This is a genomic window from Streptomyces sp. NPDC012466, assembly GCF_042955215.1.
Classification (GTDB): domain Bacteria; phylum Actinomycetota; class Actinomycetes; order Streptomycetales; family Streptomycetaceae; genus Streptomyces.
Genome location: NZ_JBIBEQ010000007.1, coordinates 256504 through 279657, shown reverse-complemented (window position 1 = coordinate 279657; position 23154 = coordinate 256504). Strand labels below are relative to the sequence as shown.

Genomic DNA, 23154 nt, shown 5'->3' with positions numbered 1-23154 from the left:
ATGGCGCACTCTCCTGGGGACGGGGGCCGTCTACGCGCGTAGCGCCCCTACGGCATACAAAGGGGCCGACGCCCCGCGCCGACGGGGCACGAGGAGCAGCTCCCCGTGCCCCGTCGAGCGGACGTAACCCCGGGGGTTACCGCCTGCTTCGAGGCAGTCGCTCGTCAGCTGCTCTTGACCTTGATCTCGCCGCTGATGATCTTCTCCTTGGCCGTCTTGATGGCTGCCTGGAGCTCGGCGTCGTCCGCGAACTTCGGGTTGGAGTTCGACAGGCTCACCTCGCCGGTCTTCAGATCGCCACGAACGATACCGGTCTCGGGCTTGCCGTCCTCGACCGACTTCGCCAGGTTGTACACCGCCTTGGCGACGTCCTTCATCGCCGAGGTCAGGATGGAGTCCTTGTACTTGGCAAGGGCTTCCTGCTGGTACTGGTCCGAGTCGACACCGATGGCCCACACCTTGTTGGCGGCGGCGGCCTCGATGACACCCTGACCGGACAGGCCGGCGGCCGCGTAGACGACGTCGGCCTTCTTCTCGATCTGGCCCTCGGCGGCCGTCTTGCCCTTGTCGGGGCTGGCGAAACCGCCCTCCTCGGCCGTCTGGGTGAGGTACTGGGAGAGCACCTTGACCTTCGGGTCGGTGTCCTTGACGCCCTGTGCGAAGCCCGCTTGGAACTTGTGGATCAGCGGGATGTCCACACCGCCGACGAAACCGACGACCTTCGACTTGGAGGTCTTGGCGGCGGCGACACCGGCCAGGTAGGAGGCCTGCTCCTCGCTGAAGACCAGGTCGGCCACGTTCTTGGTGTTGATCGTGGCGTCGTCGACGATGCCGAAGGTGGTGTCGGGGAACTTCTCCGCGGCACCCTTCACGGCAGCGGCGTACGCGTAGCCGACGCCGATGACCGGGTTGTAGCCCTGCTTGGCCAGGGAGGCCAGGCGCTGCTCCTTGTCGGCGTTCGTCTCACCCTCGGTGGGCTCCACGTCGGCCGTCTGGTACCCGAACTCCTTCTTCGCCTGCTCCAGGCCCGCGAAGGCGGCGTCGTTGAAGGACTGGTCGCCCTTGCCGCCGACGTCGTACGCGATGGCGAGCCCCTTGTCGCCCTTCGAGTCGGACGACCCGGAGGTCGAGGTGCTGCCGCAGGCGGAGAGGGCGAGGGCCAGGGAGGCGGTCGCTGCGCCTGCGACCGTGATCCGGGAAATCCGGCGCATGTCTGGGTGCTCCTGTCGTACAACGAGGTCGCACAGCGCCGGGACGGTTCAGCTTCAGCGCTGGCTTCGCCGCAGATTAACGCGCGTAGACCTGCCTGAAAACCCCTTCTGTCCACCTTGTTATGCGCCCGTGGCCAAGCCATCACCGGGTCTTGGTCCGGGTGTTGCCGACCGCAAACGGGGCGTGGCTCTGGGTGATCCGCTTCCGGAACGCGCGAAGCGGGCGGGCACCCCATGGGTGCCCGCCCGCTTCGGCTGCTCAGACCGGTCGGCTCACTCGGTGTTGACCTTGATCTTGCCGTCGATGATCTCCTGCTTGGCCTTGTTCACCGCGTCCTGGAGTCCCGCGACCTTCGCGTACTCCGGGTTGGAGTCGGAGAGCCCGACACCGTTGACCTTCAGGTCGAAGGTCTGGGTGCCCGCCAGCGGCTTGTCGTCGTGGACCGACTTGGACAGCGCGTAGACCGCGCCGCCGACGTCCTTGAGCGCGGAGGTGAGGATGTAGTTCTTGTACGGGGCCAGGGCGGCCTGCTTGTACTGGTCGGAGTCGACGCCGATCGCCCAGACCTTCGCCTTGGCGGCGGCCTCGATGACACCCTGACCGGACAGACCGGCGGCCGCGTAGAGCACGTCGGCCTTCTTCTCGATCTGGCCCTCGGCGGCGGCCTTGCCCTTGTCGGGGCTGGAGAAGCCACCCTCCTCGGCCGTCTGCGTCAGGTACTGCGACAGGACCTTCACCTTGGAGTTGGTGTCCTGCACGCCCTGCTTGTAGCCGGCTTCGAACTTGTGGATCAGCGGGACGTCCACACCGCCCACGAAGCCGACGGTGTTCGTCTTGGTGGCCTTGGCGGCGGCAACACCGGCCAGGTACGAGGCCTGCTCCTCGGCGAAGACGAGGGAGGCGACGTTCTTGCCCTCGACGACCGAGTCCACGATGCCGAAGGTGGTCTTCGGGTACTTGGCGGCCACGGCCTTCATCGCGGGACCGTAGGCGAACCCGACGCCGATGACCGGGTTGTAGCCCTGCTTGGCCAGCGACGCCAGACGCTGCTCCTTGTCGGCGTTCGTCTCGCCCTCGGTGGGCTCGATGTCGGCCGTCTTGTAGCCGAACTCGTCCTTGGCCTTCGTCAGGCCCGCGTAGGCGGCGTCGTTGAAGGACTGGTCGCCCTTGCCGCCGACGTCGTACGCGATGGCGACGCCGCGGTCTTCGCTGTCGCTGTCGCCGCTGTCACTGCTGGTGCCGCCGCAGGCCGTGGCGACGAGCCCGAGCGACGCGACCCCCACCGCGACGCGGGTCAGTTTGGAAATCCGACGCATCTGAAGTTCCCCATTCTCCAAAGCCCCGCAGTGGGTGCTCGGTTCGGCGCACATTAACGCGCGTAGACACTCCTGGGAACGGTTCGCCGCGGGGCCGTTATCCATTCGTGCCGATGGCCGGTTACGCCCTTGTGAACCACGGGATCGAACGGGGTCGAAAGGTGTACTCGGGAACACGGCGTGTGCCTACCTCGTGACGCGCACCAGGCTGCCGTGAGGCTGCGCCGCTCGCAACCGGAGGCTTGGGCGGGGTGGGTGGTCGGGGGGCCGGGGGTGACGCCCCCCCCGGGTCGCCCGCCCGGGGGTGCGGGGTCGTCGTCCTCGTGCGGCGCCGTCGTGGCTGGTCGCGCAGTTCCCCGCGCCCCTGAAGGCCCGTGCGGCGCCGTCGGGGTTCGTCGCGCAGTTCCCCGCGCCCCCAGAACGACCCCCGTGCGGCGCCGTCGGGGCTGGTCGCGCAGTTCCCCGCGCCCCTGGGGCGCCCCCTGTGCGGCGCCGTCGGGGGCTGGTTCTGCGGTTTTCTGCGTCGCTGGCGAGAGGGCTAGCGGAGGCCGTTGACCAGGGCTGCGGCCGTGAAGAGTTCCACGCCGACCGTGATGGCCGACTCGTCGACGTCGAAGTCGCCCTGGTGGAGGTCGCGCACATGACGCTCGCCGGGGGTACGGACGCCCAGGCGGGCCATGGCGCCGGGGACGTGCTCCAGGTACCAGGAGAAGTCCTCGCCGCCGAGGCTCTGCTCGGTGCCCTCGACGGACTCGACGCCGCGCCGGGCGACCATGGCGTCGCGCAGCAGTTCGGTGACGCCGGGCTCGTTGACGACGGGCGGGACGCCGCGCACGTAGTTGATCTCCGACTTGGCGCGGTGGAGGTTGGCGATCTCGTCGATGGCGGCGACGACGACGTCGGGGGCCTGCCGCCACGCGTCGATGTCGAGGCAGCGCACGGTGCCGGAGAGCTCGGCGTGCTGGGGGATCACGTTCGGCGCGTGGCCCGACTCGACGCGGCCCCAGGTGATGGCGAGCCCGCTGCGGCTGTCGAAGCGCCGGGCGACCAGCGCCGGCACGTCGGTGACGACGCGGGCGGCGGCGGTGACCAGGTCGGTCGTGAGGTGCGGGCGTGCGGTGTGGCCGCCCGGGCCGTCGAGGCCGATCTCCAGCCGGTCGCACGCCGAGGTGATGGGCCCCTCCCGGAGACCGATCTTCCCCGCGTCCACCCGGGGGTCGCAGTGCACGGCGATGATCGCGCCGACGCCTTCCAGCGCCCCGCCCTTGATGGCGTCGGCGGCACCACCGGGCAGCACTTCCTCGGCGGGCTGGAAGATCAGCCGGATGGGGCGGGGCAGCGCGCCCTGGCGGTGCAGCTCGGCGAGGACCAGGCCGGCACCGAGGACGACGGTGGTGTGCACGTCGTGACCACAGGCGTGGGCCCGGTCGGGCACGGTCGAGCGGTACGGGCACTCCGTCTTGGTGTCCGGGATGGGCAGGCCGTCGATGTCGGCCCGCAGCGCGAGCATGCTGGGACCGCCGTCCCACTGCTCCCCTTCCACGCCGATGTCACAGACGAGTCCGGTCCCTACGGGGAGGACGCGTGGCTTGAGGCCGGCCTGCTCGAGCCGCTCCTTGATCGCGGCGGTCGTGCGGAACTCCTGGTTGCCGAGCTCCGGGTGCATGTGCATGTCGCGTCGGAACGCGATGAGCTCGGCCCGCAGAGCGTCGGGCAGGGCACCGGGAAGTACGGCTCCTCCGGGAAGGTCGACCTCGGACTCCAGTGACATCAGTGGCTTCACCCTTTGAAGGGTAGGGCGCCGAGGCGGTCGACTGACCCTGGATCAACAAAACTTCAACCTGATAGGGGAAGAAAATATGACCGCCGGGCGCATAGCTATCGGGCGAGATGGGTAAACTGGCCTGCCTTTTGGGCCGGACCGGGCCACCCATCTCCCGGAGTGTGACTTCGATCACGCCGGCGTCACGACTCCGGTATCCCTCCATCTTCTCCACGGATACCACGCCCTGCGCGGTGAACACGGGTTAGTTCATCTGCCGGACGCGCACCCCCACTAGTGTGCGCCCGTGCGCGCCCCCGAGTTCTTACAGTCCACGCAGTCCTCGTACGACGCCATCGCCGAGGCCTATACCGCCGAGCACCCGGACAGCCTGGCCGGGAGACCGCTGGAGCAGGCGCTGCTCGCGGCCTTCGTCGACCTGGCCCGGGCCACCGGTGGTGCCACGCGGCCCCCGGTCGCGGACATCGGCAGCGGCCCCGGGTACGTGACGGCGCGGCTGCACGAGGCCGGGCTGCCGGTCTTCGGGGTCGACGCCTCGCCCCGCATGGTGGCCCTGGCCCGCAAGGCCCACCCGGAGCTGCGGTTCCACGTCGGTTCGATGACGGCCCTGGACCTGCCGGACGAGACGCTCGGCGGCATCGTCGCGCTCTACTCGATCATCCACGTGCCGGATGATCACCTGCCGTCGGTCTTCGCCGGGTTCCACCGCGTCCTGCGGCCGGGCGCGCCCGTCCTGCTCGGCTTCCAGTCCGGAGAGCAGGACGGACACCAGCGCCTGACCGAGCGCTTCGGCCAGGAGATCTCGCTCGACTACTACTGGCGCACTACGGACACCGTCGCCGGGCACCTCACGCGGGCGGGTCTGCACCTGTACGCGCGCGTCCTGCGCGAGCCCGAGCCCGGGGAGAAGATGCCCCGCGCGTTCCTGCTGGCGCGCAGGCCGGTGGAGGCCGGGGAACCTGCCGCGGGCTAGGCAGCCGGTTCTGTTCGACTGGCCGGGCAGAACGCCGTGCGTGCGGAGTCCCCCGGACGGGCCTCCGCGACCACTGGGCTCCCGCCCGGGGAAGCCGTACGCGCGCCTGCACGGGTCGGCGGGCCGGTGCGGCAGCGGAGGGTGCTGTCCGTGCCGGGCCCGCCGGGCGCCCGGGGGCCCGGCGACGCGTCCGGCGCGACCAGCCGGGCACCTCTCACGCCCGCACAGCCGGTGCGGTCCGCCGGTCCCCGGGGCGGCGGAGCTCGGTGCCCGCGTCGAGTGGAACGACAGCCGGCCTGGCCTCTGGCCCCTGGCGATGCGACCGGCTCGCGGCCACCGCACACTCGCCGCGTCGGCTACGCCGCGCAGCGGGAGAGCGGGCGAGACCTGACGCCGGGGGGAGTGCCCCTCTGCCCGACCGGCCGGGTCGGCCCGGCTTCGCCAGGAGCGCGCCCGGTCATCGTCCCCGTCTCCGCACGCTCGGCAGGGGCGCCTACGGAGCCGGAGCCGGCGCCGCCGCATCCACTGGGCCCGTCGCCCCGCGGCCGGTACGCCCGGCCTGCGCCCGGCGCCCGCACCCGCAGGCCCCTGTGGCCCGGCCGCCGGACGCGCCTCAGCCGGCCGCCACCGCCCCGGTGGCCCCGGGCGGGGCCGTGCAGCTCGCCGTGCCCGCCGACTCCGTGGGGTCGGGCGGATTCGGCGGGTCCGGCCGCGGCGGCGCCGTCGAATCGGCCGGATGCGGCGGGTGCAGCGGGTCCGGCCGCGGCGGCGCCGTCGGATCGGGCGCGGACGTCGGAGGCAGCCGGTGGACGTCGCGGGCCGTGCCGGTGACCCCGGACAGGAAGCCCTGGGCCCGCGGGGAGGCGTTCTCGGTCAGCCAGGCCGGGTCGATGTCGCAGACCGCGACGCGGACCTCCGTGCCGGACAGGGCGAGGGGGAGGGTGTGGACGACCGTGGAGGGGAAGCTGAGGATCGTCCGGCCGATGGGACCGCGGCGGGCGATCAGTTCGAGGGGGAGCTCGGGGCGGACGATCTCCAGGCCCGTCTCGACCGCGAGGCGGTGGAGCTTGTCCGTGCTCTCGCGGCGGTGGGCGAAATAGCGGGTGGCGCCGTGGGCCTCGGCCAGGGCGCGGACGGCCTCCAGGTAGCGGCCGTCGTCCACGACACCGGTCTCCACCAGGGACGTGCCGACCATGTCGGCGCCCTTGGTGATACGGGGCGGGCCGAAGCGGGACCGGGTCCAGGCGAAGGTGTTGGCGCTGACCGTGACGCCCGCCGGGGCCTCCTCCATCGGCATGGAGGAGAAGATCGCGATGCGGCGGCGGTCGCCGGGGGTCAGCCGGCGCCGCGCCGAGGACGACACCGGCGCGAAGAGCACGTCCCGCGGGCCCGGGCGGCCGCCCTTGCGGTGCCAGCGCACCAGTCGCTCGCCCCGGGCCAGTTGCCCGACGAACTCCATCGTCGCCGTGCCGTCGTCGACGACGACCAGGTCACGGGCGCGGGTGATCGTCAGCAGCAGCTGGACGTAGCGGGAGAAGGGGTCCCCCAGCACGACCCGGTGCGCCCTGCGGAGCAGGCCGCTCAGGCCGCCGATGGTCTGGAAGGGCGCCAGCGGTCCGCCGCGCGCTTCCTCCCAGCGGACCTGGTGCCCCTCGTCGCGGGCCAGGTCGGACATCCGCCGCAACTGGCCGCGCGTCATCGGGTCGACGGGCGACAGCACCACGAGGGTGAGCCCCACGCCGGGGGCGTGCGCATGCGCCCACTCCAGCACGTTCAGCAGCTGTACCGGGCTCTCGACGAAGGCGAGAGTGTGGGGGCCGGCGTTCCCGGCGCGGGGGCTCATCGACGTACGACCGTCCCGTCGTAAGGGGGGTGGTGTGGGTGGTGCGTTCAGACGCCGACCGGCTCGCCCGCGGCCGTGGCGATCTCCGCCTCGGCGACCACACCGCTGACGCGGCGCAGCTTCTTCATCGGGCCCAGCTCGGACTCGTAGACCTTCTTGACGCCGTCGCCGAGGGAGGCCTCGATGGTGCGGATGTCGCGGACGAGGCGCGTGAGGCCCTGCGGCTCCACGGACGCGGCCTGGTCGGAGCCCCACATGGCGCGGTCGAGGGTGATGTGACGCTCGACGAAGGTGGCGCCCAGGGCGACCGCGGCGAGGGTGGTCTGCAGGCCGGTCTCGTGGCCGGAGTAGCCGATCGGGACGTTCGGGAACTCCTTCTCCAGCGTGTTGATCACACGGAGGTTGAGCTCCTCGGCCTTCGCCGGGTAGGTCGACGTGGCGTGGCACATCAGGATGTTGTCGGAGCCGAGGACCTCGACCGCGTGGCGGATCTGCTTCAGCGTCGACATGCCGGTGGAGAGGATCACCGCGCGGCCGGTGGAGCGCAGGGCGCGCAGCAGCTCGTCGTCCGTGAGGGAGGCGGAGGCGACCTTGTGGGCCGGCACGTCGAACTTCTCCAGGAAGGCGACGGCCTCGGTGTCCCACGGGGAGGCGAACCAGTCGATGTTCTTCGACTTGCAGTAGTCGTCGATCGCGCGGTACTCGTCCTCGCCGAACTCCACGCGGTGGCGGTAGTCGATGTAGGTCATCCGGCCCCAGGGGGTGTCGCGCTCGATGTCCCACTGGTCGCGCGGGGTGCAGATCTCCGGGGTGCGCTTCTGGAACTTGACGGCGTCGCAGCCGGCCTCGGCGGCGGCGTCGATCAGCTTGAAGGCGTTCTCGAGCTCGCCGTTGTGGTTGATGCCGATCTCACCGCAGACGTAGACCGGACGGCCCGGGCCGACCTCGCGCGAACCGAACCGGCGGATACGGGAGTTGGTGCTCATGGCAGAGATGTCCTTACTTGGTGAGGGAATCGAGAGAGGGGCCGAGGATCCAGCTGGCGATCTCTCGGATCGCGCCGTCGCCACCGGGGACGGTGGTGACCGCGCGTGCGGCGCCGCGCACGACGTCGTGGGCGCTCGCGACCGCCACGGGCCAGCCCACGAGGGCGAAGCACGGGAGGTCATTGACGTCGTTGCCGACGTAGAGCACGCGCTCCGGCGCGATGCCCTGCTCCTCGCACCACTGCTTCAGCGCGAGGTCCTTGCGGTCGATCCCGTGCAGCACCGGGAGCTTGAGCTTCCGGGCCCGGGCGGCGACCACAGGGTTCTGTTCCGTGGACAGGATCAGCATCTTCAGGCGACCGCTCGCACGGAGGGCCGCGATGCCGAGTCCGTCCCCGCGGTGCACGGAGACGAACTCCCGTCCGTCGGAGTCGATCAGCACCCGGTCGTCGGTCTGGGTGCCGTCGAAGTCGAGGACGACCGCGTCGATGTCGTCGGCGGTCGGGAGGGCGCCGGGGCGGTTCGCGTCGAAGATCGGGGCGAGGGCCCGGGCGCGGGCGAGGTCGTGCGGGTCGTCGATCTCCAGCACGCGCGCGGGGTCCGTGCGGACCAGCTCGATGCGGCCGAAGAAGCGGTGCTGGTGCTTGCGGAAGCCGGTCGCCTCCATGGCGTAGGCGGCGCCGGTCTCCAGCAGGTCCTGGGGACGGTCCTGGCGGCGGGGCCGGAAGGACTTGTCGTGGTTGACGCCGTAGCCGCCGCCGACGGCCGTGCCGGCCTCGGCGGACTCGGCGTCCCGCCAGATGAACCCGTGGAAGGGCGCCACGGTCACCGCGGTGTCGGCGCCGTTCTCGGCGATCGCGCCCGCCACCCCGTCGATGTCCTCGCGGACGATGAAGGGGCTGGTGCACTGCACGAGCAGGACCACGTCCACCGGCGCGCCGTGCAGGGCCTCGTGGGCGTCCATGGCGTGCAGGACGGCGGCCTCGGAGGTGGCGGTGTCGCCGGCGATGGCGGCGGGACGCAGGACGACCTCGGCACCGGCCTGGCGGGCGGCGGCCGCGATGGCCTGGTCGTCGGTGGAGACCACGACGTCCGTCACGAGCCGCGCGGCCCGGCACTCGCGCACCGCCCGCGCCACCAGCGGGACGCCGCCGACGGGGAGGAGGTTCTTGGCGGGCACGCCCTTGGAGCCGCCGCGCGCGGGGATCACCGCGAGCACGCGGCGCACCGAGGCGCCTTTGCCCGCTTCCGGGTGGGACATGGGGTCTACTCCTTGGGCAGGGGTCTCGGGGGGGCTCACAGTTCGCCCATCCGCCGGATGACGGGCGCCACGCGCTGCACGCCGTGCCGGTAGGCGCCGCGCGCCGCCCGGCGCACGATCTGCCGGACCGGTCCGGGCTCCTTGTCGGCGGCGGCCGCCCCGGGCAGCGGGGTGCCGTCCGGGCCGAGGTGGTGGCGGGCGAGGATCCCGGGCAGATAGCCGGGCGCGGTGGCGGGGGTGTAGTACGGGGTCAGCGGGGGCATGCCGCCGGGCCGGTCGAGCAGCTCGGTGATGCGTTCGCGTGCCGTGTCGAAGGCGGAGTCGTAGGAGCCTCCCCCGGACTCCGTCCGGGAGGTGCCCCCCGCGACGACGCCCTGCCGGGAGACCCACTCCTCGTCGGGCGCGGGCCGGTGCCCGGCGTCGAGCTGGTCCCAGGAGGCGAGGCAGCCGGAGCCCACGAAGTGGTGGTTGCCGAGGGACTCGCGGATGCCGAGGTCGGTCAGCACGACGGTCGGGATGCGGCGGTGCAGCGACTCCAGGGCGGCCGTGGAGCTGACCGTCACCAGCAGGTCGGTGCGGTCCAGGACCTCGCCCATGTTCCCGTACACCAGACGGAAGTTGGCGGGCGGATCGAGGCGCTGCACCAGCTTCTGGTACGGCAGCTCCTCGATGTGGGTGGTGTGTTCGCCCGGCTTGGAGCGCAGCTTCAGCAGCACCTCGCGCTCGGGGTGCCTGCGGGCGTGCCGCACCAGCCGGTCCAGCAGGTACGTGCGGTCCTTGCGGCTGTCCGGGACGGAGGGCTGGGCGGCGAAGACGACCGTGTACGGGTCGTGCTCGCCGGTGTAGGGGGCACCGCCGAGGAACGGCAGGGCCACCTCGGTCACCGCGGAGGCGTCGGCGCCGACTCCTTCGTAGACGGCGCGGAAACGCTCCGCGTCCTGGCGGGAGTTGGCGAGGACCAGGTCCGCGCCGTGCCGCAGCAGCAGGCCGTCGGCGAGCTTCTCGTAGACGACGCCGACGTAGCCGGTGACGACGACAGGCCGCTCGGTGCGGTTCTCCCACACGCGCGCCAGGCCGTGGAGCATCGCCTGCACACCGCCGCCGACCAGGGAGAGGACCAGGACGTCGTAGGACCCTTCGGCCATGGCGCGCAGGAACTCGACGGCGGTGACCTCCCGCAGCGAGTCGGCGCGTACGCCCACTTCCTCCAGCTGGCGCGGGGTGGGCGTGGCCCGGCCGCGCAGGAGGAATCCGTCGAGGAGGGGGCCGGCTTGCGCGCTTTCGCGCGGTGCGGCTTCCATGGACGGTCGCGGGGCGATGCGGTCGGCGGTCAGCGCACCCCATTTCCATCGGGTGTCGCTGTCCGCGAGGACCGCGATTCGCGGGCGCTTCGGTGTACTTACTGGCACGCCGAAGACGCTAGGAAGCGAATCCTAGGTATGGCGGAACCACGACTCAACGAAAAGTTAACAACAGCCCACCGAGAGCCGAACTGGCCTGCTGGAAGGCGGAAAGTACACGGGGTGCACCGTTCTGACACATGGAGTTCACCCGGTGTACCTTCATCGGAAAGTTCCGCTGCCGGGCCGCCTCCTAACGTTTTGCGGGTGCCTAAGCTTTCCGTGATCGTGCCGTTCTACAACGTGCAGCAATATGCCCCGGACACCCTCAGAAGCCTGCGGTTGAACGCCGACCGCGATTTCGAGTTCATCCTGGTCGACGACCATTCGAAGGACGGAACTCCGGCCATTCTCGAACGAGCGGCAGAGGAGCTTTCGGATGTCGCCCGGGTGCGGTACATCCGCCACGAGCGGAACGGCGGGCTCGCCACCGCGCGCAACACCGGCCTGGACGCCGCGCAGGGCGAGTACCTGACGTTCCTGGACGGTGACGACTGGCTGGCCCCCGGCTACCTCACCGAACTGGTGGCCGCGATGGACGACCTGGGGTGCGACTTCGTGCGCACCGACCATGTGCAGGCCACCGCGCGCGCCCGTTCCGTGCACCGGGTCCCGGTCGGCCGCCGCTGGGAGGCGTTCGACCCGCGGGAGGCGATCCTCCCCGCCCACCGCTCCACCTCCGTCGACTACGCCTACGCCTGGGCCGGCGCCTACCACCGGCGCCTCGTCGACCAGGGCGTGCTCCACTTCACCGACGGGCTGCGCACGGCCGAGGACCGGCCGTGGATCTGGAAACTGCACCGTGAGGCGGAGTCGTTCGCCGTGGTGAGCCTGCTGGGCGTGTTCTACCGGCGCGGGGTCGCCTCGTCCCTGACGCAGATCGGCGATGTCCGCCAGCTCGACTTCATCCGCGCCTTCGACCAGGTGATCGAGGAGACGGCCGCGGACCGCGACGCCGACCGGCTGCTGCCCAAGGCGGTGCGGACCTACTGCGCGATCATCGCCCACCACCTCTCCAACGAGGACCGGTTCGAACCGGCCGTGGCCAGACAGCTGCGGTCGATGAGCGCGGCGGCCATCAGGCGCATGCCGCAGGACGCACTCGCCGACGCACTGGAGGCCATGGACATGGACCGCTCGTCCAAGCTGCGGCGGCTGCGGCGCCGGGTGACCACGACGGGAGCGGCCGCCTGATGCCCGGGACCACTCAGATCTTCTGCGCCTCGACGCTGTACGGCGTCGCCACCCTGGCCGCCGCGATCGACTCCGGCTTCTTCGAGGAGCCGGACCGCCGGGTGCTGCTGGTGTTCAACAACACCGCCACTCCGGAGACGGCTCCGGCCCTCGACGAGATGCCGGGCTTCGCGCCGCTGCGCGAGCACTTCGACGAGGTGCTGTCCTGGAACGAGGCCATCCGCCCCTTCCACCCCGGGGCCTGGGCGCCGCGCGCCGACGACATCCCCCTCTTCGAGCGTTATCTGCGGCTGTTGTGGGGCCTCGGCGACGACCGGGTGAGCCTGGTGCTGGAGTCCATCCAGGTGGCGCCCGCCCTGACGGTGGCGCAGTTGTTCACCGACGCGCCCATCGACGTCTACGCCGACGGGCTGATGAGCTACGGCCCCACCCGCAACAAGCTCGACCCGCTGGTGGGCACGCGCGTGCGGCGGCTGCTGCATCTCGATCTGGTGCCGGGGCTCACGCCGATGCTGCTGACCGAGTTCGGCGTGCCGGCGCACCTGGTGCCGACGCCCGCCTTCCTGAAGGTGCTCGACGAGGTCACCGAGACCGTGCCCGAACTGCCCGCCCTGCCCGACGATTCGGCGCTGCTGCTCGGGCAGTACCTGTCCGCGCTGAACATCCTCTCCCCCGAGGAGGAGGAGGACCTGCACGTGCGGATGATGCGGGGCGCCGTAGCCCGCGGCCACCGCACGGTCGTCTTCAAACCGCACCCGACCGCACCGGCCCGTTACAGCCGCGCCCTGGAGGCCGAGGCCGAGCAGCTCGGTGTGGAGCTCACGGTGCTGGACACGCCGGTGCTCGCCGAGGTGCTGTTCGACCGGGCCCGGCCCGCACTGGTCGTCGGCTGCTTCTCGACCGCGTTGTTCACGGCGTCCGTCTTCTACGACCTGCCGGTCGCCCGCATCGGCACCGAACTGCTGCTGGAGCGGCTGACGCCGTACCAGAACAGCAACCGGGTGCCGACCACCCTGGCGGACGCGCTGCTGCCCGACCTGGAGAGCGGCAAGGAGGGTGACCTCCTGCCGGCCGAGCGGCTGTCCGCGCTCCTCACGGCCCTCGGGTTCACCATGCAGCCGCAGATCTACCCGGATCTGCGCCCGCAGGCCGAGCAGTTCCTCGCCCGGCATCTCGGCCCGCGCACCCGGCGCTACTTCAAGAAGCGCCGTCTCACCGCGCTCGGGCTGCCCGGCGGCATTCCGCAGCGGCTGGCGTTCCTGCCGCGCAACTCCACGGCACGCCGGGTGGTCCGGCGGGCCCGGGCGCTGCGCAAGGCGGTACGCCGCTGAGCCGGTCCGCCCGGCGGCCCGCCCTCCCCCGGCGACATCCAGATGAACCCATGGAGACCGGCGGGCGAAGCCTGTCGCCATCGAACGTGATTGCGTCAACTCTCGTCCTAGGGTGACAGGCGCCCGCCCACAGGCGGCTCAGGCAAAGGACATACGAGCCACACAGAGGTTTTCAGCGTGACCGAGACGGTCGTCAGCACCCGTAAGCCCCGGCCCGGCGTCGCCGTGCTGGTCGAACCGCCGGGCGCCACGACCGTCCCACGGCGCGGAAAGGACTCCGGCGGGCGGCTGCGCGCCCTCGACGGACTGCGGCTGGTGGCCGCGCTGATGGTGGCGCTGTACCACTACGGCGGGCGCGGCGGTGAGGTCGCCCAGGCCTGGGGCACCTCGCCCAGGGACCAGTTCCCGACCCTGCACTCCCTGTTCGCCTACGGCTGCCTCGGCGTCCAGGCCTTCTTCGTGATCAGCGGGTTCGTGATCTGCATGAGCGGCTGGGGCCGGCCCCTGAAGTCGTTCTTCGCCTCCCGCGCCTCCCGGCTGCTGCCCGCCTACTGGGTGGCGGTGCTCGTCGTCACGGCGGTGTTCGCGCTGCCGGTGGTGGCCTACGAGGCGGTCTCGCCCAGCGACGCCCTAGTCAACCTGACCATGCTGCAGATGCCGCTCGGCGTGGACCGGGTGCTCGGCGTGTGCTGGACCCTGTGGGCCGAGGTCCGCTTCTACGCCCTGTTCGCGCTGTGCGTGGTGCTGCCCGGGGCGAACCGCCGCCGGGTGATCATGTTCTGCGCGGGCTGGACGCTGGCGGCGGTGATCGCCGAGAACGCGGACATGCCGCTGCTCGACATCGTCCTGATGCCCGAGTACGCGCCCTTCTTCATCGGCGGCGTCGGCCTCTACCTCGTGCACCGCGACCGGCGGGACGTCTACGGGTGGGGCATCGTGGCCGTCAGCTGGCTGATCGGCCAGCACTACGCGGTGCAGGGACTCTGGCACGCCCCCGACCCGGAGGCCTTCTCCTACCGCTCCGCGTTCGGGATCATCGCCGTGGTGACGTTCGGCTTCGTGGCGGTCGCCGCGATCGCGCTGGGCCTGCTCGACCGGGTGAACTGGCGGTGGCTGACGGTCGCGGGGGCGCTGACGTACCCCTTCTACCTGGTCCACGAGCACCTCGGCTGGGTGGTGATCCACGCCCTGCACCGCGGTCTGGGACTGGCGTCCGGGGTGACCTTCGCGCTGACGGTGGCGTCAATGCTGCTGCTGGCGTGGTTGCTGAACAAATATGTGGAGAAGCCGCTGACGCCCCGGCTGCGGGCGGCGCTGGCGAAGGCCCGCTGATCCGTTCACCGGACGTTCAACCGGTCGTCGGTTCGGGCAACGCTCAGAGAGAAGGCTCGTCTCATGACCAACGCACAAGCGACCGACACGCACCCCGGCGAACTCGCCGACGTCCCCGGCTGGTTCCCGGCACTGGACCAGATGCTGTTCACCTGGTTCCTGGACCGGCAGAAGACGGCCGGGATAAAGGGTGACCTGCTGGAACTCGGCGTCTACATGGGCAAGAGCGCGATCCTCCTCGGCCACCACCTCCAGGACGGTGAACGGTTCACCGTCTGCGACCTCTTCGAGGGCGACGCCCCGGACGGGGCCAACCAGGCGGAGGCCGCCAAGTCGTACGCCTCGCTGACCCAGCAGGCGTTCGAGCGGAACTACCTCTCCTTCCACGACACCCTGCCGACGGTGATCACCGGCCCCAGCTCCCTGGTGTCCGGGAAGGTGGCCCCCGGCACCTGCCGCTTCGTCCACATCGACGCCTCGCACCTGTACGAGCACGTCTACGGCGACATCGGCGCGGCCCACGACCTCCTGCTGCCCGAGGGCGTCGTCGTCCTCGACGACTTCCGTTCCGAGCACACCCCGGGTGTCTCGGTCGCCGCCTGGGAGGCGGTCCTCAACCGCGGTCTGCGCCCGATCTGCCTCAGTACGCAGAAGATGTACGCCACCTGGGGCGATCCCGAGCCGCTCCAGGAGGAACTGCTGGAGATGCTGCGCCAGCGCACGGACGTCGGGCTGAGCGTGCAGGAGGCGGCCGGGCACCGGCTGGTCCGGGCCCGTTCCCGGAGCATGAAGCCACCGTCCTTCCCGCGCTCACGGCACTACGTGGAGCCCGTGCCCGTGCAGGCCCGTCCCGAGGTCAGCGAGTCGCGTGCGGCGCGCCCGGCCCGTCCCGCCCCGTCCCGGGCCCGCCGGCTCGCCAAGGACCTGCTGCCGCCCCTGGTGACCCGGGCCGTGCGGCGGGCTCGCGCGAAGAAGCGGGCCTGATCCGCCGGACGGCGTCATGAGACCCCGTAGCGCGCCCCGATCCCCTCGATCACGAGGGCGAGTCCCTCCTCGAAGTGCCGGTCGTAGTCCTCGAAGATCTCCGCGCCCGCCTGGGCCGACAAGGGAAAGTCGGCCATCAGGCGGGCGCGTTCGTCCATGTCGTAGCCCTCGCGGCGCTCGCCGGGCAGCGGCTGGACGCCCTGCTCCTCGGTGACGAAGCCCAGCGTGTACAGGTACGCCGTGGTGAGCGCGCGGGCCGCCTGGGCGAGGGTGAAGCCGGCGGCCGTGAGCAGACGCAGGTTGTCCTCCATCGGCGCGGCGTGCTCGATGCCGGTGAAGCGTGAGCCGCTGAACACCTTCGCGCCGTCCCGGTAGCCGAGCAGGGCCGCGCGCAGACCCCGGTTGGCCTTCAGCAACCGGTCCCGCCAGGTGTCGGCCGCCTCGAGAGCGGTACCGGCGACCATCCGGCGGTACATCTCCGTCGCCATCTCGTCGAGCAGCGCCTGCTTGTCCTTGAAGTGCCAGTAGAGGGCGGGCGCCTTCACGTCCAGTTCGCGGGCGATGGCGCGCAGGGTCAGGCCGTCCAGGCCGGTCTCGTTCAGCAGCCGCAGCGCGGTGTCCGCGACCCGGCGGCGGTCCAGGGGCTCGCGTCGTTCCGTACTCACGCTTGACAACTTAACACCGTTAAGGCCACGCTCGTGGACGAAGTTACTTAACAGCGTTAAGGAGAGGTGGCCGATGGAAACGGATGTGCTGGTGGTGGGCGCGGGCCCGACGGGTCTGGCGCTCGGCATCGACCTCGCCCGGCGGGGCGTGGCCGCGCTGGTCGTCGAGCGGGCGGAGGCGTTGTTCCCCGGCTCGCGCGGGAAAGGGCTCCAGCCGCGCACGATGGAGGTCTTCGACGACCTGGGCGTGCTCGACGCGATCCGGACGGCGGGCGGGCTCTACCCGGTGGGGATGCTCTGGCAGGACGGCAGGCGGACCGGCGAGTACCGGATGTTCGACGCGGTCGAGCCGAGCGAGGACGCGCCGTACACCGAGCCGTGGATGGTGCCGCAGTGGCGTACGCAGCAGATCCTGCGGGCGCGTCTGGAGGAACTGGGCGGAAAGGTGGCCTTCGGCCGGGAGGTCGTCGGCCTGGACCAGGACGAGGGCGGGGTGCGCGCGCGGTTCGCCTCGGGCGAGGTGGTCACCGCCCGGTACGCCGTCGCGGCGGACGGCGGCCGCTCGACCGTGCGCAGGCTCCTCGGCATCGGTATGACGGGCGAGGCCGTCGACCCGTACCCGACGCTGGTGGCGGACGTCCGGATCAGCGGCCTGGACCGGGACAACTGGCACATCTTCCCGCCCGGCGGTGCGGGCGACGACTACCTCGCGATCTGCCCGCTGCCCGGCACGGAGGACTTCCAGCTGGTGGCGCGGTTCCCGGAGGCGACGGCACCGGACCTCTCCCTTGAGGGCGTGCGCAAGGTCGTCGCGGCCCGCTCACACCTCGCGCCGGAGTCCGTGACGGAGCTGCGCTGGGCCTCGGACTTCCGCCCCCGTGCGGCCCTCGCGGACCGCTTCCGTTCCGGGCGGGTCTTCCTCGCCGGCGACGCGGCCCATGTGCACTCCCCCGCGGGCGGCCAGGGCCTCAACACCAGCGTCCAGGACGCCTACAACCTGGGCTGGAAGCTGGGCGCGGTGCTGCGCGACGGCGCGGACGCGGCCCTGCTCGGCTCCTACGACGAGGAGCGGCGGCCCGTCGCCGCCGACATGCTCGGGCTGTCCACCCGGGTGCACCGCGGCGAGACAAGGCGCGGCGAGGCGACCCGCCAGCTCGGCCTCGGCTACCGGGACTCGCCGCTCACCCGCGAGACCCGGACCCACCCGGGCCCGCTCCGGGCGGGCGACCGCGCTCCCGACGCGAGGGTGGCCGGGATCCGTCTCTTCGACGCCTTCCGCGGCCCGCACTGGACCCTGCTGGCCCTGGGGGACGTCGAGGCCCCGGAGCCCGACGGGCGAACGCGCCTCGTCCGGGGCCCGGCACCCGGGACGTACGGGCCCGGCCTGTACCTCGTCCGCCCCGACGGCTACGTCGGCTGGGCGGGGGACACGCCGGCCGGACTCCCGGACTACCTGGCCCGCTTCGGCCGGCGCTAGCGCGCCCGCCCTACGAACTCGCCAAGGACAGCTTCACCGCGAAGCCCAGGAACAGCGCGCCCGCCGCCGAGGTCGCCCCCGCCGACAGGCGCCTGCGGCGGCGGAAGGCGGCGGCCAGCCGGGTGCCGCCGAAGATCAGCGCGCTCAGGTAGAGCACGCTGGCGAGCTGGGCCAGGGTGCCGAGGACGACGAACGACAAGGCGGGGTAGGCGTACTGCGGATCCACGAACTGCACGAAGAAGGCGACGAAGAACAGGATCGCCTTGGGGTTGAACAGGCTGACGACGAAGGCACGGCGGAAGGGCCGCTCCTCGGCGGGCGCGGGAGCCTCACCGTCGGCGGTCCGCTCGGCACGCGTCCGCCACATGCCCCACGCGGCCCGCAGCATGCCGATGGCCAGCCACGTCAGATATCCGGCCCCCGCGTACTTCACCACGGCGAACAGCACGGCGTTCGCCTGCAGCAGCGAGGCCACCCCGGCCGCGGACAGCGTCATCAGCACCGCGTCACCGCACCAGACGCCGGCGGAGGCGGTGTACCCGGCGCGCACGCCGCGCCGGGCGGCCACGGACAGCACGTACAGCGAGTTGGGGCCGGGCAGCAGAATGATCAGGACGAGGCCCGCCAAATAAGTGGGCAGATCGACGACACCGAGCATGCGAAGGAGTGTCGCACGCGGGTCCGACAGCCGGGTAGGGCGTGCGGGACGCTCCCCGCCGGTCAGAAGGCGTCCGACGGGACGTGCGTCCCCCACACCTCGCGCAGTGCGTTGCAGACCTCGCCGACGGTGGCCCGGGCGCGCAGGGCCTCCTTCATCGGGTAGAGGACGTTGTCGTCGCCTTCGGCGGCCTTCTTCATCGCGGCCAGTGCGGTGTCGACGGCCGGCTGGTCGCGTTCCGCGCGCAGTGTGGCCAGGCGTTGGGCCTGGCGGGCTTCGATGGCGGGGTCCACGCGCAGGGGTTCGTAGGGTTCCTCCTCGTCGAGGCGGAAGCGGTTGACGCCGACCACGACCCGTTCGCCGGAGTCGGTCTGCTGGGCGATGCGGTAGGCGTTGCGTTCGATCTCGTTCTTCTGGAAGCCCCGCTCGATGGCCTCGACGGCGCCGCCCAGTTCCTCGACCTTGCTCATCAGCTCCACGGCGGCGGCCTCGACGTCGTCGGTCATCTTCTCGACGGCGTAGGACCCGGCGAACGGGTCGACGGTGGCGGTGACGTCGGTTTCGTGGGCGAGGACCTGCTGGGTGCGCAACGCCAGGCGCGCGGACTTGTCGGTGGGCAGGGCGATGGCCTCGTCGAAGGAGTTGGTGTGCAGCGACTGCGTACCGCCCAGCACCGCCGCCAGGCCCTGCACCGCCACCCGGACCAGGTTCACCTCCGGCTGCTGGGCCGTCAGCTGCACCCCGGCCGTCTGCGTGTGGAAACGCAGCATCAGCGATTTCGGGTTCGTCGCGCCGAACTCCTCGCGCATCACCCGTGCCCAGATACGGCGCGCGGCACGGAACTTGGCGACCTCCTCCAGGATCGTGGTGCGGGCCACGAAGAAGAACGACAACCGCGGCGCGAAGTCGTCGACGTCCATACCGGCCGCGACCGCCGTGCGCACGTACTCGATGCCGTCGGCGAGGGTGAAAGCGATCTCCTGCGCGGGCGAAGCCCCCGCCTCGGCCATGTGGTAGCCGGAGATCGAGATGGTGTTCCACCTCGGGATCTCGGCCCGGCAGTACTCGAAGATGTCCGCGGTCAACCGCAGCGACGGCTTGGGCGGGAAGATGTACGTCCCCCGCGCGATGTACTCCTTCAGCACATCGTTCTGGATCGTCCCGGTCAGCCGATCCGCACTGACGCCCTGCTCCTCGCCGACCAGCTGGTACATCAGCAGCAGCAGCGCCGCCGGGGCGTTGATCGTCATCGACGTCGACACCTGGTCCAGCGGAATCCCGCCGAACAGCACCCGCATGTCCTCGACCGAGTCGACCGCCACCCCCACCTTGCCGACCTCACCGTGCGCGATCACCGCATCGGAGTCATGACCCATCTGCGTCGGCAGGTCGAACGCCACCGACAGACCCGTCGTCCCGTGCGCGATCAGCTGCCGGTAACGGGCATTGGACTCCGCCGCCGTACCGAACCCCGCATACTGGCGCATCGTCCACGCACGGCCCGTGTACATCGACGGATACACACCCCGCGTGTACGGGTACGCCCCCGGCTCCCCCAGCCTCTCCACCGGATCCCAGCCCTCGAGGACCCCCGGCCCGTAGACCGGCTCGATGGGCAGTCCGGACTCCGACTCACGCGCCATGGTGGATTGCCTCCCGCAGAGCAGTGACCTCGCTCACCACCATGCCCCCTGGTTCGCGGCGGGTCACGCCCGGGGAAGCATCTCAGGTGACGTCCGGGCATACCGGTGAGACGAGCGGGGGGCCGTGTGCGTACTACGGGCATGGGGAGAGCGTTCGCAGCGGGACTCGCCGTGGTGGCCGCGCTGACCGGCTGCACGGTGCAGGCCCCCGACGGTGAGGGGAAGGGCCGCTCGCCGGTGCACATCGAGCTGCCCGGCAGCACCCCGTCGCAGGGCCGTACGCCCGCCGGTGGCGGCGCCACGCCGCGTTCCGTGCCGCCGTCGGGCGACGACAAGCCCCGTGCCGCTCCCGCCCCGCCCCGCGTGCTGTGGTCCCGCGGTGACACCGGCCGGGACGTCCGGGAGCTCCAGGCCAGGCTGCGGCAGGTCGCCTGGCTGTTCGAGGGGCCGACCGGAACGTACGACGAGCCGACGGAGCGGGCGGTCAGCGGCTTCCAGGGCAAGCGGGGGCTGCCGCGCACCGGGAAGGCGGACGCCGTCACCTGGCAGCGGCTGCTGCGCATGACGCGGGAGCCGGGCCGCTGGGATCTGTATCTGATGGGCGGCCAGCCGGCCGATCCGCCGGACGCGCGCTGCCGAACGGGCCGGGTGCTGTGCATCGACAAGACCAGCCGGACGCTGCGCTGGATGGTCGACGGGCGGACGGTGTCGACGATGGCGGTCCGCTTCGGCTCGCAGTACACGCCGACCCGGGAGGGCGTCTTCTCCGTCTACTGGAAGTCCCGCGACCACGTCTCGACGCTCTACGACTCGCCCATGCCCTACGCGATGTTCTTCAGCGGCGGCCAGGCCGTGCACTTCTCGGCGGACTTCGCCGCCCGGGGTTACGCGGGCGCCTCGCACGGCTGCGTCAACGTACGGGACGAGGCGGCGATCGCCGAGCTGTTCGCGCAGGTCCGCAACGGCGACAGAGTCGTCGTGTCCTGGTGACGGCGGGAGAGAGGGTAGGGGCGCGGGCGGGACCGGGGGAACGTGTCCCGCCCGCGCTCAGGTGCACGAGCCGTAGGTACGGGGGGAACCCCGGCTCTGTGCGACGGCCGATGACCAGTCGGCTCACTCATTACTGCGCCGGGGCCGCCGAAAACGTCACACCCTCGGCGAGGAGTTTTTCGCAGCGTGCGAAACCGCAGGTCACAGCGGTGTCGGGAGCTCCGTCACCGGCCGCGGTCCGCGTCGGCCTTGTCGCCCTTCTTCCCGCCCTGCTCGCCTGCCTGCTGGCCGGCCTTCCGGTCGGCCTCGTCCTGCTCGCGGTCCTGGCCGCGGTCGTGGTGGCCGCTCCGGCCCGCGCCCTTGCCGGTGCCGTTGCCGTTGCCGTGGTGCCGGCCCTGGTCCGTGCGCTCGTCGTTCCTCCGCTGCCCCGAGCGGGAGTCGGCCGAGGATAGGACACCCTCGCAGTACTTCCACACCCGCGCACCGCCCGCCGCGTCCCGCAGGGCGCGCCTGCGGTCGGCGTCCAGCCGCTTGCCGTCGCGGAGGTCGCGGCAGGCGGAGGCGATCGCGCCGTGGTCGTCGCCGGGGCGGTCCGCCCCGCCGCCGGAGTCGGGCTTCCGGTCCGCTTCGCCGTCCGGCTCCTCGCGCCCCTGGGCGTCCGCCCCGCCCGTCGAGCTCCCGTCCGGGACGTCCCCGGGGGTGGTTCCGCGCTGCGCGTCGTCGTTCGGCGAGGGCGACACCAGCGGGCGTTCGGGAGGAGTGACGTCGGCCGAGACGGAGGCGCCGGGGTCGGGTTCGTCGCCGCCGAACGGTGTCCCCAGGACTCCGGTTCCGGCCGCGACGGCGACCCCGCCGACCATGCCCACGGCCAGCACGGCGGCCAGGGCGAGACGCGCGGGACGGGCCCGGCGAGGCCGCCGGGCGGTGCCGGTGCCGCCGTCGCCGGGGCTCCCGATCCGGACCAAGCCGGCGTCGGTGACCCCGGGCGCGTCCTGACCGCCGGTGGCCGCACGGGCCGCGACCGCGTCGGCGCGTTCCGCGCGGGCCTTGCGGAAAGCGGCCACCGCCGCGGCCTCACCGGGGAGTTCATCGCTGGTCAGCGGGGGTGTGGCGGACAGTGCGCCAAGGGTTCTGGCGAGGTGTTCGGCCTGGTCGCCGCCGTCGCCGTCAACAGCTTCGAGTGGCTCTCCGCTCAGCAAACGCTCCGCTGTTTCGCGGTCCAGCCACCTGTACTGCTCGTCGGCCATCACACATCCTTCTGCGTCCGCGTAACGCTACGCGTCACACCTGCGGACGTCACGGCACCGCCGCGCGGTTCTCTCTGGGGCGGCAGGGCGTCGAGCACCCCGGCCGATTCCGGATCGGCCTGCGGATCGTCGCCGAGCAGTTCGGCGAGCCGCTTCAGACCCCGGTGCGCCGCCGTGCGGACCGCGCCCGGGCGCTTGCCGAGCGTCTCGGCGGCGGTCTTCGCGTCGAGCCCCACCACCACGCGCAGCACGACCGCCTCGGCCTGGTCCTGGGGCAGTCGGGAGATCAGGGAGAACGTGCCGTCGGTGGCGAGCGCCTCGATGGCCTCGCCGGCGGTGTCGGACTCGGCGGCCCGGCCGGTCAGTTCGGTCTCGTCTCCGCCGATCGCGGGCCGGCGCCCGCGCATGCGTATGTGGTCCAGCGCGCGGTTGCGGGCGATCCGGGCGGCCCAGCCGCGGAACCGGTCCGCGTCGCCGGTGAACCGCTCCAGATCGCGGGCTATCTGAAGCCACGCCTCGGACGTCACGTCCTCGGCGTCGGGGTCGCCGACCAGCGTGCGTACGTACCCGAGCAGCCGCGGATGCACGGTGCGGTACACAGTCCGGAACGCGTTCTCGTCTCCGTCCTGTGCCGCGCGCACCGCGGCGGTCAGCTCCGCGTCGTCCCCCAGCACCGCGCGCCCTTCTGCGCCTAAACCGGCGCCGCTTTCGCGGACCGGGTTCTCGCCGTCGTGGTTGCTCAATTGGTGGTTGCGGTTACAAGGCCGCAGGTGGTTGCGGTGGTCTTGCCGCCTTCGCCGTTGGCGCGAATGGCACGTTACGACCTGAAACCACTCCCCGTCCATGTCCGCCCGGGATG

At 71.7% G+C, this 23154-nt stretch carries 19 protein-coding genes; 7 read left to right on the top strand and 12 right to left on the bottom strand.

What is annotated here, in order from left to right:
• Positions 1–164: 164 nt before the first annotated feature.
• The 3 genes from ACFY9E_RS26140 to ACFY9E_RS26130 form a co-directional block, all read right to left on the bottom strand.
• Positions 165–1211: a BMP family ABC transporter substrate-binding protein gene (locus ACFY9E_RS26140; RefSeq protein WP_390987975.1), complete on the bottom strand. Its 1047-nt coding sequence runs from the start codon at positions 1209–1211 to the stop codon at positions 165–167.
• A 273-nt stretch (positions 1212–1484) separates the two neighbouring features.
• Positions 1485–2528 carry a BMP family ABC transporter substrate-binding protein gene (locus tag ACFY9E_RS26135; RefSeq protein WP_390987973.1) on the bottom strand — a complete coding sequence of 348 codons (1044 nt, stop codon included), beginning with the start codon at positions 2526–2528 and terminating at the stop codon, positions 1485–1487.
• 538 nt (positions 2529–3066) lie between these two features.
• Positions 3067–4299: an amidohydrolase gene (locus ACFY9E_RS26130; protein ID WP_390988389.1), complete on the bottom strand. Its 1233-nt coding sequence runs from the start codon at positions 4297–4299 to the stop codon at positions 3067–3069.
• A gap of 298 nt (positions 4300–4597) precedes the next feature.
• Here ACFY9E_RS26130 and ACFY9E_RS26125 point away from each other — a divergent pair, with 298 nt between their 5' ends.
• The gene (locus tag ACFY9E_RS26125) at positions 4598–5284 is read left to right on the top strand and encodes a methyltransferase domain-containing protein (protein ID WP_390987971.1); all 687 of its coding nucleotides are present in this window, start codon (positions 4598–4600) and stop codon (positions 5282–5284) included.
• A 613-nt stretch (positions 5285–5897) separates the two neighbouring features.
• Here ACFY9E_RS26125 and ACFY9E_RS26120 read toward each other — a convergent pair.
• From ACFY9E_RS26120 to ACFY9E_RS26105, 4 genes are read right to left on the bottom strand one after another with little or no spacing between them, the layout of a single operon-like run.
• Positions 5898–7127: a hypothetical protein gene (locus ACFY9E_RS26120; protein ID WP_390987969.1), complete on the bottom strand. Its 1230-nt coding sequence runs from the start codon at positions 7125–7127 to the stop codon at positions 5898–5900.
• Positions 7128–7174: 47 nt separating this feature from the next.
• A complete protein-coding gene (locus tag ACFY9E_RS26115) occupies positions 7175–8113 on the bottom strand; it encodes an N-acetylneuraminate synthase family protein (RefSeq protein ID WP_390987967.1) in 939 nt (312 codons plus the stop codon).
• 13 nt (positions 8114–8126) lie between these two features.
• Positions 8127–9374 carry a cytidylyltransferase domain-containing protein gene (locus ACFY9E_RS26110; protein ID WP_390987965.1) on the bottom strand — a complete coding sequence of 416 codons (1248 nt, stop codon included), beginning with the start codon at positions 9372–9374 and terminating at the stop codon, positions 8127–8129.
• 35 nt (positions 9375–9409) lie between these two features.
• A complete protein-coding gene (locus tag ACFY9E_RS26105; RefSeq protein ID WP_390987963.1) occupies positions 9410–10783 on the bottom strand; it encodes a DUF6716 putative glycosyltransferase in 1374 nt (457 codons plus the stop codon).
• Positions 10784–10981: 198 nt separating this feature from the next.
• Between ACFY9E_RS26105 and ACFY9E_RS26100 the strand changes: the two genes are divergently transcribed.
• The 4 genes from ACFY9E_RS26100 to ACFY9E_RS26085 all read left to right on the top strand — a co-directional run bounded on the left by ACFY9E_RS26100 (position 10982) and on the right by ACFY9E_RS26085 (position 15615).
• Positions 10982–11968, top strand: a complete 987-nt coding sequence (locus tag ACFY9E_RS26100) for a glycosyltransferase (RefSeq protein WP_390987961.1) — start codon at positions 10982–10984, stop codon at positions 11966–11968.
• Positions 11968–13299 carry a polysialyltransferase family glycosyltransferase gene (locus ACFY9E_RS26095; RefSeq protein WP_390987959.1) on the top strand — a complete coding sequence of 444 codons (1332 nt, stop codon included), beginning with the start codon at positions 11968–11970 and terminating at the stop codon, positions 13297–13299. Before ACFY9E_RS26100 ends, ACFY9E_RS26095 begins: the two co-directional genes overlap by 1 nt.
• A 177-nt stretch (positions 13300–13476) precedes the next feature.
• A complete protein-coding gene (locus ACFY9E_RS26090; RefSeq protein ID WP_390987958.1) occupies positions 13477–14631 on the top strand; it encodes an acyltransferase family protein in 1155 nt (384 codons plus the stop codon).
• Between the two features lie 63 nt (positions 14632–14694).
• On the top strand, positions 14695–15615 hold the full coding sequence (locus ACFY9E_RS26085) for a class I SAM-dependent methyltransferase (protein ID WP_390987956.1): 921 nt from the start codon (positions 14695–14697) through the stop codon (positions 15613–15615).
• Between the two features lie 14 nt (positions 15616–15629).
• Here ACFY9E_RS26085 and ACFY9E_RS26080 read toward each other — a convergent pair whose 3' ends face one another.
• Entirely contained in the window at positions 15630–16280 is a 651-nt protein-coding gene (locus ACFY9E_RS26080; RefSeq protein WP_390987954.1) for a TetR/AcrR family transcriptional regulator C-terminal domain-containing protein, read from the bottom strand.
• 73 nt (positions 16281–16353) lie between these two features.
• Between ACFY9E_RS26080 and ACFY9E_RS26075 the strand changes: the two genes are divergently transcribed.
• On the top strand, positions 16354–17757 hold the full coding sequence (locus ACFY9E_RS26075; protein ID WP_390987952.1) for an FAD-dependent monooxygenase: 1404 nt from the start codon (positions 16354–16356) through the stop codon (positions 17755–17757).
• 10 nt (positions 17758–17767) lie between these two features.
• Here the strand turns inward: ACFY9E_RS26075 and leuE are convergent, their stop codons facing one another.
• Positions 17768–18415 (bottom strand): leucine efflux protein LeuE, encoded by a 648-nt coding sequence (leuE, locus tag ACFY9E_RS26070; protein ID WP_390987951.1) that lies wholly within the window; start codon positions 18413–18415, stop codon positions 17768–17770.
• Between the two features lie 62 nt (positions 18416–18477).
• The gene (locus ACFY9E_RS26065) at positions 18478–20058 is read right to left on the bottom strand and encodes a methylmalonyl-CoA mutase family protein (protein ID WP_390987949.1); all 1581 of its coding nucleotides are present in this window, start codon (positions 20056–20058) and stop codon (positions 18478–18480) included.
• A 141-nt stretch (positions 20059–20199) separates the two neighbouring features.
• Here ACFY9E_RS26065 and ACFY9E_RS26060 point away from each other — a divergent pair, with 141 nt between their 5' ends.
• Positions 20200–21048, top strand: a complete 849-nt coding sequence (locus ACFY9E_RS26060; protein ID WP_390987947.1) for a L,D-transpeptidase family protein — start codon at positions 20200–20202, stop codon at positions 21046–21048.
• A gap of 224 nt (positions 21049–21272) precedes the next feature.
• Here ACFY9E_RS26060 and ACFY9E_RS26055 read toward each other — a convergent pair whose 3' ends face one another.
• Both ACFY9E_RS26055 and ACFY9E_RS26050 read right to left on the bottom strand, forming a co-directional pair.
• A complete protein-coding gene (locus ACFY9E_RS26055) occupies positions 21273–22295 on the bottom strand; it encodes a hypothetical protein (RefSeq protein WP_390987945.1) in 1023 nt (340 codons plus the stop codon).
• Positions 22295–22969 carry a sigma-70 family RNA polymerase sigma factor gene (locus tag ACFY9E_RS26050; RefSeq protein WP_390988387.1) on the bottom strand — a complete coding sequence of 225 codons (675 nt, stop codon included), beginning with the start codon at positions 22967–22969 and terminating at the stop codon, positions 22295–22297. The genes ACFY9E_RS26055 and ACFY9E_RS26050 overlap by 1 nt, the downstream gene beginning before the upstream one ends.
• Positions 22970–23154 lie beyond the last annotated feature (185 nt).

Coding starts and splice junctions, on each gene's coding strand:
- ACFY9E_RS26060 (WP_390987947.1), top strand. CDS start 20,200: ATGGGGAGAGCGTTCGCAGCGGGACTCGCCGTGGTGGCCGCGCTGACC.
- ACFY9E_RS26130 (WP_390988389.1), bottom strand. CDS start 4,299: ATGTCACTGGAGTCCGAGGTCGACCTTCCCGGAGGAGCCGTACTTCCC.
- ACFY9E_RS26065 (WP_390987949.1), bottom strand. CDS start 20,058: ATGGCGCGTGAGTCGGAGTCCGGACTGCCCATCGAGCCGGTCTACGGG.
- ACFY9E_RS26085 (WP_390987956.1), top strand. CDS start 14,695: ATGACCAACGCACAAGCGACCGACACGCACCCCGGCGAACTCGCCGAC.
- ACFY9E_RS26055 (WP_390987945.1), bottom strand. CDS start 22,295: ATGGCCGACGAGCAGTACAGGTGGCTGGACCGCGAAACAGCGGAGCGT.
- ACFY9E_RS26120 (WP_390987969.1), bottom strand. CDS start 7,127: ATGAGCCCCCGCGCCGGGAACGCCGGCCCCCACACTCTCGCCTTCGTC.
- ACFY9E_RS26115 (WP_390987967.1), bottom strand. CDS start 8,113: ATGAGCACCAACTCCCGTATCCGCCGGTTCGGTTCGCGCGAGGTCGGC.
- ACFY9E_RS26135 (WP_390987973.1), bottom strand. CDS start 2,528: ATGCGTCGGATTTCCAAACTGACCCGCGTCGCGGTGGGGGTCGCGTCG.
- ACFY9E_RS26110 (WP_390987965.1), bottom strand. CDS start 9,374: ATGTCCCACCCGGAAGCGGGCAAAGGCGCCTCGGTGCGCCGCGTGCTC.
- ACFY9E_RS26095 (WP_390987959.1), top strand. CDS start 11,968: ATGCCCGGGACCACTCAGATCTTCTGCGCCTCGACGCTGTACGGCGTC.
- leuE (WP_390987951.1), bottom strand. CDS start 18,415: ATGCTCGGTGTCGTCGATCTGCCCACTTATTTGGCGGGCCTCGTCCTG.
- ACFY9E_RS26075 (WP_390987952.1), top strand. CDS start 16,354: ATGGAAACGGATGTGCTGGTGGTGGGCGCGGGCCCGACGGGTCTGGCG.
- ACFY9E_RS26140 (WP_390987975.1), bottom strand. CDS start 1,211: ATGCGCCGGATTTCCCGGATCACGGTCGCAGGCGCAGCGACCGCCTCC.